The organism is Rheinheimera sp. (assembly GCF_020217005.1).
Taxonomy (GTDB): domain Bacteria; phylum Pseudomonadota; class Gammaproteobacteria; order Enterobacterales; family Alteromonadaceae; genus Pararheinheimera.
Genome location: NZ_JAIWOI010000369.1, coordinates 1 through 10,609, shown reverse-complemented (window position 1 = coordinate 10,609; position 10,609 = coordinate 1). Strand labels below are relative to the sequence as shown.

The 10,609-nt window shown below is 47.0% G+C and carries 7 protein-coding genes and 3 tRNA genes; 7 read left to right on the top strand and 3 right to left on the bottom strand.

What is annotated here, in order from left to right; translation table 11 throughout:
- Positions 1-219 precede the first annotated feature (219 nt).
- From LDL40_RS18415 to LDL40_RS18405, 3 genes are all read right to left on the bottom strand, one after another.
- Entirely contained in the window at positions 220-993 is a 774-nt protein-coding gene (locus tag LDL40_RS18415) for a putative porin (RefSeq protein WP_300996946.1), read from the bottom strand.
- A gap of 194 nt (positions 994-1,187) precedes the next feature.
- Positions 1,188-3,179 carry an excinuclease ABC subunit UvrB gene (gene uvrB, locus LDL40_RS18410; protein WP_300996945.1) on the bottom strand — a complete coding sequence of 664 codons (1,992 nt, stop codon included), beginning with the start codon at positions 3,177-3,179 and terminating at the stop codon, positions 1,188-1,190.
- Positions 3,179-4,543, bottom strand: coding sequence for an MATE family efflux transporter (locus tag LDL40_RS18405; protein ID WP_300996944.1), 1,365 nt, complete (start codon positions 4,541-4,543; stop codon positions 3,179-3,181). Before LDL40_RS18405 ends, uvrB begins: the two co-directional genes overlap by 1 nt.
- Before the next feature lie 535 nt (positions 4,544-5,078).
- Here LDL40_RS18405 and LDL40_RS18400 point away from each other — a divergent pair.
- The 7 genes from LDL40_RS18400 to rsxC form a co-directional block, all read left to right on the top strand.
- Positions 5,079-5,155, top strand: a tRNA-Asn gene (locus tag LDL40_RS18400).
- Positions 5,156-5,182: 27 nt separating this feature from the next.
- A tRNA-Asn gene (locus LDL40_RS18395) sits at positions 5,183-5,259 on the top strand.
- Positions 5,260-5,294: 35 nt separating this feature from the next.
- Positions 5,295-5,371: transfer RNA gene (locus LDL40_RS18390), tRNA-Asn, on the top strand.
- 123 nt (positions 5,372-5,494) lie between these two features.
- On the top strand, positions 5,495-7,351 hold the full coding sequence (locus LDL40_RS18385; protein WP_300996943.1) for an EAL domain-containing protein: 1,857 nt from the start codon (positions 5,495-5,497) through the stop codon (positions 7,349-7,351).
- 186 nt (positions 7,352-7,537) lie between these two features.
- Entirely contained in the window at positions 7,538-8,119 is a 582-nt protein-coding gene (rsxA, locus tag LDL40_RS18380) for an electron transport complex subunit RsxA (RefSeq protein ID WP_300996942.1), read from the top strand.
- Positions 8,120-8,674, top strand: a complete 555-nt coding sequence (gene rsxB / locus LDL40_RS18375; protein WP_300996940.1) for an electron transport complex subunit RsxB — start codon at positions 8,120-8,122, stop codon at positions 8,672-8,674. It abuts the gene before it with no gap.
- Between the two features lies 1 nt (position 8,675).
- On the top strand, positions 8,676-10,609 hold a 1,934-nt coding region (rsxC, locus tag LDL40_RS18370; protein WP_300996939.1), incomplete at its 3' end, for an electron transport complex subunit RsxC.

Below are 10,609 nucleotides of genomic sequence, written 5' to 3'. Positions count from 1 at the left end.
GTGATCACACCGTAGGGGCGGGGTTTATCCCCGCCCGAGAATTCCAACACAAAATTCAATGACGGGTTGTGGTTAAAAACCATGATCACACCGTAGGGGCGGGGTTTATCCCCGCCCGAGAATTCCAACACAAAATTCAATGACGGGTTGTGGCTAAAAAAAGGGCGACCATAAAGGTCGCCCCTACACTTATTCAGGGATAGCCGGGCATTGCCCTATTTAGAAGCGGTAGCTCGCACCTACCTGATACAAATCATCTCCCGTCTCCAGTGCGTCAAATGCAACGCTGGCCGACAAAGACAGGTTTGGCAGCGCGAACCACTTAGTGCGTAAACTCAGGCTGTCTTCACTTTCGCTTAAAACTCCGTCAGAGATCCACTGGTAACCAACACCAGCGGAGAAGTTTTTACCGAAGTAGTAATCTGCACCAACACCATAACGTGTGGCTGAATCATTGCGGTAATCCAGGATGTTGGCTTCCAGATTGATCATATCTCCTGTGCCTAAATCCCATAACTTCTTGGTCATCACACCATAATTGGTGCTGCTACCGCCTTGATCCGGTCTGTTGTGCTCAAAAATGGCACCTACTAACCAGTCGTTGCTGATGAAGTAACCCAGCGTACCTTCCACATCCTGGCTGTCGTCGCCGCTGTAGTGCATCCATTCGAGCTTACCGTAGAAGTTATGGCTTTGATCCATATACTCACCACCTACGGACCAGCCATTCTGATCAAAATCACCTACAGAAGTGCGGGACAAAGTACCAAAGACACTGGCGTTTTTGTTGATGAACGCAGCTTCAGCACGAGGAGTATTGCCCGAGGTGTCTACTGCATTGAAGAAATATTGATGTTTTAATTGCCAGGCATCAACGTCAATGTTGTTGATATCACCATTGATATAATCCACTGAGGATTCATTTTGATAGCTGTTCGCTGCCACACCGGTTGAGACTACAGCGATAAGTAAAGCGAGCATAGAACGTTTCATAGGTACTACCTTTTGGTTGAGAAAACACAGGCAGTCTAATGCTCTGAAAGTTAATGTTGTCTGAACAGCATTGTTATAATGTGTATGAATATCAATCAGATAAGTAACAATTTATGTTTTATGAAACATCTTGGACAAAAAAAGAGCTCTCGGATGGTAAATAGCTAAGCATCAGAGAGCCCTATTTAAATGGACTAGATTTCGAGTAAGGCTTCACGTAATTGATGAATTTGATCACGCAGTTGCGCTGCCATTTCAAATTCCAAGTCCCTGGCATGCTGCAGCATTTTTTGTTCCAGTTGTTTGATTTCGGCCTGTAGCTGGTATGGCGTTTTGCCTTTGGCCAGTTTGATTTTCTCCGCCACTTTAGGCAAATCAGCATCCTGGCCCAGATCCATCACGTCCGATATTTTCTTCTTAATAGCGGTTGGTGTGATGCCATGCAATTCGTTGTAGGCGATTTGTTTAGCCCGTCGCCTTTCAGTTTCGTCGATAGCCCTTTGCATCGACCCTGTGATGCGATCAGCATAAAGCACAGCTTTACCTGCCAGGTTACGGGCAGCACGCCCCATGGTTTGAATCAGGGAGCGCTCTGAACGCAAAAAGCCCTCTTTATCCGCGTCCAGTATGGCCACCAATGACACTTCAGGAATATCCAGACCTTCCCGCAACAGGTTAATACCCACCAGCACATCAAATACACCTAAACGTAAGTCGCGGATAATTTCCATCCGCTCTACAGTGTCTATGTCTGAGTGTAAATACCGTACCTTGACGCCATGACCTGCCAAATAATCTGTTAAATCCTCGGCCATCTTTTTGGTCAGTACAGTGACCAGTACCCGCTCACCCAGTTTGGCGCAGCGCATAGCTTCAGACATCAGATCGTCCACCTGTGTTGCCACCGGACGGATTTCAATGACTGGATCCACTAAACCAGTTGGCCGCACGACCTGCTCTACCACTTCGCCCGCTGATTGTTTTAACTCGTAATCCGCTGGTGTGGCTGAAACATATATACGCTGCGGCGCTATCGACTCAAATTCATCAAATTTCAGTGGCCTGTTGTCCAGAGCTGAAGGCAGGCGAAAACCGTAGTTCACCAGGTTTTCTTTACGTGAACGGTCGCCTTTGTACATAGCACCGATTTGCGAAATGGTGACGTGTGATTCGTCAATAAACATCAGGCCGTCGGCCGGGAAATAGTCCAGCAATGTTGGAGGTGGTTCACCCTCGGCCCGGCCGGATAAATAGCGCGAGTAGTTTTCTATGCCGGAGCAATAGCCTAGCTCCACCATCATTTCCAAATCAAACAAGGTACGCTGGCCTATACGCTGCTCTTCAATCAAACGATTTTCTGCCAACAGCTGGGCACGGCGTTCTTTCAATTCCACCTTAATACGCTCTGTCGCCTCAAGAATTTTTTCCCGTGGCGTCACATAGTGGGTTTTTGGATAAATAGTGTAACGACTGACCACTTTCTCCACTGAGCCTGTCAAAGGGTCAAATAAACTGATGCGTTCAATTTCTTCGTCAAACAGTTCAATGCGTACAGCTATTTCGTCGGATTCAGCCGGAAACACATCAATCACATCGCCACGTACCCGATAAGTGGCGCGTTCAAAAGCGGCATCATTGCGATTGTATTGCAGCTCGGCCAGACGGCGCAGGATAGAACGCTGGTCGACTATGTCGCCTACTTTCAGATGCAACAGCATCTTCATATAGGATTCCGGATCACCCAAACCGTAGATAGCGGAAACAGAGGCGATAATGACCACATCACGCCTTTCCATTAGCGCTTTGGTCGCTGATAAACGCATTTGCTCTATATGCTCGTTAATAGAGGCATCTTTTTCAATAAAGGTGTCACTGGCTGGCACATAAGCTTCTGGCTGGTAGTAGTCGTAATAGGACACGAAGTATTCCACCGAGTTATTCGGGAAAAACTCTTTCATCTCACCATAAAGCTGAGCAGCCAGGGTTTTGTTATGCGCCATAATCAGCGTTGGTCTGTTCACTTGCGCTATCACGTTAGCCATAGTGAAAGTTTTACCCGAGCCTGTAACCCCTAATAAGGTTTGATGAGCCAAACCAGACTCCAGGCCGTCCACCAGCTTGGCGATAGCGCCAGGTTGATCACCGGCAGGCTTATAGTTGGAGACTAATTCGAAATCGCGGCTCATCAGGATTCTCCACTTAAAGTTAACGCGGCCAGTTTACGTTTAAACCAGCTGTATGCCAGAGAAGAAGTAAAAGCATTGGCCACTAAGCCTCCGACAAAAACTCCTACCACTCCACCTATCAGGCCACCTATATAAGCAAAAGGCACGTAGAACACAAAAAGCCTGACCACACTAAGCTGCAAGGCATTCAGCGGCAGATGCAAAGCGTTAAAGGACGAGTTGGTCAAAATAATAATGCCCTGCAGGCCATATCCTAAAGGCAAAATCCAGATAAAGTAGCGGATGTACTGTGCTACTAATGGATCTTCCGTAAACACATCAGCCAGTACCCAGGCGCAGGCCGCTAAGCCGAGATACACAGCAAACTGCCAGGCCAGAATAAACTTAATGCAACTGCGGTAAGCCTGATCAATGCGATGATAGGCACAGGCACCGTAGTTTTGGCTGACAAAGGGTGGCAAAGTCATAGATAAAGCTAATACAACTAAAGAAGCAATACTTTCAATACGGGCTCCTACACCAAAAGCAGCTACGGCCTCTGCACCATAACTGGCCATTAATGCAGTTAAAATGCCCATCGCCAGTGGCGTCAGCATATTGGCACCGGCAGCAGGTAAACCTATATGCAGAATTTTCCGGCTGATTTTGACGAATTCAGCCAAAGGCTGATGGCCTACATCCACCAGTTTACGGCGCACCATCAGCAAATACAGGATCAGACCAAAACCCAATAACCAGGAAATTAAACTGGCCAGCGAAGCCCCGGCTACGCCCATAGCCGGTACAGGGCCCCAACCAAAAATAAGGATCGGATCCAGCACTGCATTTAATAGGCCGGCGCAAGCCATCAGAATACTAGGAGTTTTAGTGTCCCCTGCGGCCCGGAGTACCGCATTACCTATCATAGGAGTAATCAGAAATACGGCTCCAAAAAACCAGATATCCATATAGTCGTGGATAAAAGGCAAAGTATCTTCTTTGGCTCCGAGTAACCGGAATAAAGGGTCTATGGTTAAAAAGCCCACTATAGACAAGGCGATGACTAAATAAGCAGATAACCACAAGGCGGCTAAACCGTCGCTGCGGGCGCTTTGTTGATCACCACTGCCCAAAGCTCTGGCTATTACAGCTGAAGTACCAATGCTCAGACCTATAGCCAGACTAATCACGGTAAAGGTCACCGGAAAAGTAAAACTGACAGCAGCCAATTCGGCCGTACCCAGCATACTAATAAAGAAGGTATCGATGAGATTGAATGACATTAAGGTGATCATGCCAAACAGTACTGGCACCGTCATTTGTTTCATGGTGGCCTGAATATCACCTTTGAGCAGATCAGGGCGTTTCGAAGTGGATTGAGTCATAACAGTCAGCTTAAGCGCAGGTGGGCGCTATTGTAGAGAAAAGTGCAGGTGCGCACTACCCGCAAAGCGACCAAATTGAAGTAAATCTGAACAAGTTTGTGAAAAAATGTTCACAACAGCGTTTTGCATAGAAATTTTGTTTGCAGAATTGAGTTTTGCATAAAGTTTCAGATCTATCATATTCGTAACCAATTGTTTTATAAGGGATAAAAAATTAGTCGCAAACCTATTGATCTGGCGCTAAGCCTTATGTTCTAAGGCTTGGCCTTGCTTAATGACCAACAATTCACAGACTTATCCACAGAATCTGTGGGTAACTTACGCCAGCCCTTTAGTGGCCTGACTTTGACAAAATCTAATATGACAACAGAGTTACGAATAGCTTTTGCATATGAAAAAATTAGTTTTGCGCAGCTTTTCGACTGGCTTTGGCTAAACAAACAGCAAGTAAACTTCTTTTGTGAAAAAGCACCAGCCAAAGTGTTGACAGTGTTTAAGACGGGCATTAGTATTGCGCCCCGTTGCAGAACACAGTTCCTCAGTAGCTCAGCCGGTTAGAGCGGCGGACTGTTAATCCGTAGGTCGTTGGTTCGAGTCCAACCTGGGGAGCCACTGTAGTCTCAACAGCATTATTTCAGTTCCTCAGTAGCTCAGCCGGTTAGAGCGGCGGACTGTTAATCCGTAGGTCGTTGGTTCGAGTCCAACCTGGGGAGCCAACTGAAATAATAAAAAATAAATAACCGTATAGAATTCCTCAGTAGCTCAGCCGGTTAGAGCGGCGGACTGTTAATCCGTAGGTCGTTGGTTCGAGTCCAACCTGGGGAGCCACCTAAAATACATCTTGTTTCCTCTCTTAATTGTCTCTTTTTCTTAGTGTTTTTTCTTGAAATACCTTAAGCTTATTTTCTGATATTCTGGCCTGGGCAAAAAATTCAGTATGAGTTGCATGCTATGAAGTCTCCATCCTTTGTTGCTTTAAGTCACTGGACTGCCGCTATCCTATCGGCGTTGTTGGCACTATGGCTGTTCTGGTTTTCTGCAGCCCAACAAATTCAAAGTTTGTACCAGCTTCACTACAGCGCTATTCAACAAATGTTAGCCAGCGATTTGACTGGCGATACCAAGATCCTGACCCGACAGCTAAGCAGCAGTTTCGACTTACCTTATTTAAAAGTCAGCCAACTTGACGGTGTGGTCTTACACGAGCAAAGCAATACGATGGCGCCTTTTACTGCGTCTTCCTGGTTGTTAGCGCAATTTGGCCGGCCTGTGACACCAGCTTCTGTTAAAGATCAGGCGCACAATTTACAGGTAGAATTTTTACCCCAGCTGTCTGAGCACTTAGCCCAGCTGGAACTTTTTAGTCTGTTTTTATTTTTTGGTCCGCTGCTGCTGGGCTTATTACCCTATTATTTGCAACCAGCCAGACCGAAAAAGCTAAAAGCTTTGCCACCACATCCTATAGAGGAAGCGGTGCAACTGGCGCCAGCCACGGTACAACAAGTGCCTTCTCAGGCTCCGACTTCAGGTACTGACTATCTGCTGGAACTGGCGTTGTACGATCAGCTAACGTCCTTGCCGAACCGTCAGCAATTTGTGCGTTATTACGAACAACAACTCAAAGCAGCGAATGCTGTGCATCAATCGTTGTTTTTATTGGTGCGCTGCCACTCATTACCTCAGATCAATCATAAACAGGGTTATCTGGCGGGAGATTTGTATATCAAAGAAATGGCCGATTTGTTAAAGCAGTTGCCGCAACTGTCGGATGAAAGCCCGTTGTTTCGTCTGAACAACACAGATTTTTGTGTATTGTTTCCACACATAACTACCGAACAAACTGAAGAGTTGGTGTTATTGCTGCAACAGAACTTTGATCAGTATCAGCAGCAAAAGCAGCTGGATTCTGTCGCCTTAACAGGTTTAGTACAGGTCGCACAGGGTAAGCCGTTAGGCGAATTGCTGGCGATGGCTGATACAGCTCTTGGTTTAGCCAAAACTAAACAAAGCCGCGCCAACAAACAAACCAACTTATGGTACTTGTTTACGGACCATCAGGAGCAAACCGCTGAATCCTCATTCAGTACCAAAAACTGGCGTAATCTGATTGACGAAGTGCTGCAAAACCAGGGTTTAACTTTGTTAGCTCAGCCTATCCAGCCTTTGAATAAAACCAGCAAAACCTACTCTGAGTTATTGGTGCGTTTTCGCAGTAACGACGATCAACTGTTACCTACTGCGCTGTTTTTAGATATGGCGCAAAAACTCGATAAATTGATCGAGATTGAGCAGATGATCGTAGAGCAAGCACTGACCTTGGTGGCCAATAATCCAGGCCAGAGTTTTGGTTTAAATTTATCAGCGCATTCGGTGCAGGATGAAAGCTTTATTAGTTATCTTGAGCGCCGCTTATTAAAAGAAAGTGAACTAACCTCCAGACTGGTGTTTGAGATCAGTGAATGGGGTTTGCAGCAGAATTTGAAGTTAAGTAAACGCCTGATTGATATGCTGCATCAGTGTGGCTCCCGAGTGACAGTGGAAAAATTTGGTGCTGGTATTACGTCTTTTAAATTTTTCCGTGATTTAAAACCTGACTTTGTCAAAATGGACGGCAGCTATACCAGACAAATAGAAGAAGATAAAAACAATCAGTATTTTGTCCGGCTGATGGTGGATTTAGCGCACCGTATTGGAGTTGCGGTATTTGCCGAAAACGTAGAAACAGCGGCAGAAAAACAAATGCTGGAATCCTTGTTGATTGACGGTATACAAGGTTATTACCTGAGTAAACCGGCGCCATTAGAATAAACCTTTATACAAATATCCAACTGAACCACGGTTTTGTATAGACGGGCGTGTATAAGACCCGCCCCACAGTTTTTAATCAGTTTTATCCGGTGCCATAGGTTCAGATAAGAGCTATTCGCGTTCAGTGCTGTTGTTTCAGACCTTACAAAGCTTCATAATAGCGCGACTTTTTTCTGGGGTTCTTTTATGTCGGAATTTTTGCTGTTGCTGGTCAGTACCGTACTGGTCAATAACTTTGTACTGGTAAAGTTTCTCGGCTTATGCCCTGTTATGGGCGTATCAAAAAAACTTGAGACTGCCATTGGCATGTCGATGGCCACTACTTTTGTGCTGACCCTGGCCTCTCTTTGCAGCTATCTGGTGGACTTTTACTTATTACAACCCCTGGATCTAATGTACCTGCGCACTTTGGCTTTTATTCTGGTCATTGCTGTTGTAGTGCAATTTACCGAAATGGTGGTGCATAAAACCAGCCCTACCCTGTATCGTTTATTAGGTATCTTTTTACCCTTGATCACCACCAACTGTGCAGTTTTAGGTGTGGCGCTTTTAAACGTGAACGCGCGTCATGACTTCTTCTCTTCTGTGGTATATGGCTTTGGAGCTGCTGTCGGCTTTTCTTTAGTACTGATATTGTTTGCAGCCATGCGCGAACGACTGGCCGCTGCCGATGTGCCTGTATCTTTTAAAGGTGCTGCTATTGGCATGGTTACCGCGGGTTTAATGTCACTGGCCTTTATGGGCTTTACTGGTTTGGTGAAAGTGTAAATGTCTATTATCACTGCCCTTTGGGCTTTGGGTATTCTGGCGCTGGTTTTTGGTGCTGCTTTGGGCTACGCCGCTATTCGTTTTAAAGTGGATGCCGATCCGCTGGTGGAGCAAATTGACGAAATTTTACCGCAAACTCAATGCGGTCAATGCGGTTATCCTGGCTGCAGGCCTTATGCTGAAGCCATTGCCAATGGCGATGACATCAATAAATGTCCGCCGGGCGGTGATGCCACCATCAAAAAGCTGGCCGATTTGATGGGAGTGGAAGCTAAACCTCTGGATGCAGCTCAAACTCCGGCAATAAAACGTGTCGCTTTTATCCGCGAAGACGAGTGTATTGGCTGTACTAAATGTATTCAGGCCTGCCCGGTTGACGCCATAGTGGGCGCTTCCAAGCAAATGCACACTGTTATTGTCGATGAGTGTACAGGTTGTGATTTATGTGTTGAACCTTGTCCTGTGGATTGTATAGATATGGTGCCTTTGGCCAGCAGTATTGAACGCTGGAAATGGGACTTAAAAGCTATACCAGTAAAAGTGCTGGAGTCCTAACTTGCCTACTTTATTTCAACAGATCCAGGCGGGAAAAGTCTGGGACTTTCATGGTGGCATTCATCCTCCAAGCCGCAAAGAGCGCACCAATCAAAAGCCGGTAGCGCTTTTGGATATTCCTGACCGTTTATATATACCGCTGCGTCAGCACATAGGTGTACCGGGTAAAGTGCTGGTCAAAGTAGGAGATCGGGTGCTCAAAGGCCAGGCTCTGACGCAGGCAGACAATGCGATGGCGGTGCCTGTGCACGCGCCAACTTCAGGCACAGTGCATGCTATTGAACTGCACACCAGCGCTCACCCTTCCAGTTTAGCTGAACCTACTTTGGTGCTGATTCCGGATGGTATGGACGAATGGCGACCGCGCAAACCTTTGGATCCGACTCTGGTAGATAATTACACTTTATTAGAACGTATTCAGGAATCCGGCATTTCCGGTATGGGCGGCGCTGGTTTCCCAACTCATATTAAAGTGAATGTAAAGCAGCCTGTGGATTATCTGATTATCAATGCCGTGGAATGTGAGCCTTATATCACAGCAGATGATCTACTGATGCAGGAGCGCGCCAGCGACATTATTGCCGGTATAGAGATACTGGTAAAACTGCTGAGTCCAAAAGCGGTATTGATTGGAATAGAAGACGATAAGCCGATAGCAGCAGCGTCATTAAAAGCTGCCATAGGCCAAAGAGATAACTACTTCGTTCGGGAAGTACCCACCAAATATCCGTCAGGTGGTGAAAAACAGCTGATCCAATTACTGACCAATAAAGAAGTGCCGGCGGGTCGCAGGCCTCTGGATATTGGCATAGTAATGCAAAACGTCGGCACCGCTTTTGCGATAGCACAAGCTGTACTGGATGATATTCCGTTGATCCATCGTGTGGTGACAGTGGCTGGTGAAACGCTAGCCCAGCAGCAAAACGTGCTGGCGCTGATCGGCACTCCTATTTCAGACTTGCTAAACGCTTGTGGTTTTCAGGCAGAAAAACAGCAACGTATTATTGTCGGTGGCCCTATGATGGGCTTTGCGATAGCAGACTGGTCTGTACCTGTGGTGAAAACCACCAACTGTATTCTGGCCCCAACAGAAAACGAGCTTGGCGCTGCAGTTGAAGAAATGGACTGTATTCGCTGCGGCGCTTGTGCTGACGCCTGCCCTGCCAGCTTATTACCGCAGCAGCTATTGTGGTACAGCAAAGCCAAGGATCAGGACAAACTGGCCGAATACAATTTATCCGACTGTATTGAGTGCGGCGCTTGTGCTTATGTCTGCCCCAGCGAAATTCCGCTGGTGCACTATTACCGGGTTGCCAAGGCAGACATTCGGGAAACGCAGCGCGAAGCCTTAAAAGCCGAACAAGCCAAAGCGCGTTTTGATGCCCGCACCGAACGCTTAGAGCGCGAGAAGCAAGAACGTGCTGAACGTAATCAACAACTTGCCGCACAGCGCGTTGCTCAGCAACAAGCCAGCGGTCAGGCAGCTCAAAGTGCCGCCGCGGTGCAGCAAGCTCTGGAACGTACTCAGCACCAGCCTGCACCGACTTTAAATAAAGAACAGATTATTGCTGAGCGCGAGAGGAAAAAAGCTGAAGCTTTAGCCTATCAACAACAGAAGCAGCAGTCCGTTACTGCAGCGTCATCCGCACAGACCGCCGATGCGGCCGAAGACCCACGCAAAGCCGCTATAGCTGCAGCTTTAGCCCGTGCTAAAGCCAAAAAACAAGTAGAACAAGGGGCTGACTCACCACCTGAACCGGCGGCTGACACTGTGGCAACTGACACTTCAACTGCTGATGTGGATGCGAAAAAAGCTGCGGTAGCGGCAGCCATAGCCAGAGCTAAAGCAAAAAAACAAGCAGAACAAGGGCTTGAAGCACCACCTGAACCGGCGGCTGACACTGTGGCAACTGATACACCAACCGCTGATGTGGA

Excerpts from the sequence above, each read along its gene's own strand:
- LDL40_RS18415 (WP_300996946.1), bottom strand. The coding sequence starts at position 993 with ATGAAACGTTCTATGCTCGCTTTACTTATCGCTGTAGTCTCAACCGGT.
- uvrB (WP_300996945.1), bottom strand. The coding sequence starts at position 3,179 with ATGAGCCGCGATTTCGAATTAGTCTCCAACTATAAGCCTGCCGGTGAT.
- LDL40_RS18405 (WP_300996944.1), bottom strand. The coding sequence starts at position 4,543 with ATGACTCAATCCACTTCGAAACGCCCTGATCTGCTCAAAGGTGATATT.
- LDL40_RS18385 (WP_300996943.1), top strand. The coding sequence starts at position 5,495 with ATGAAGTCTCCATCCTTTGTTGCTTTAAGTCACTGGACTGCCGCTATC.
- rsxA (WP_300996942.1), top strand. The coding sequence starts at position 7,538 with ATGTCGGAATTTTTGCTGTTGCTGGTCAGTACCGTACTGGTCAATAAC.
- rsxB (WP_300996940.1), top strand. The coding sequence starts at position 8,120 with ATGTCTATTATCACTGCCCTTTGGGCTTTGGGTATTCTGGCGCTGGTT.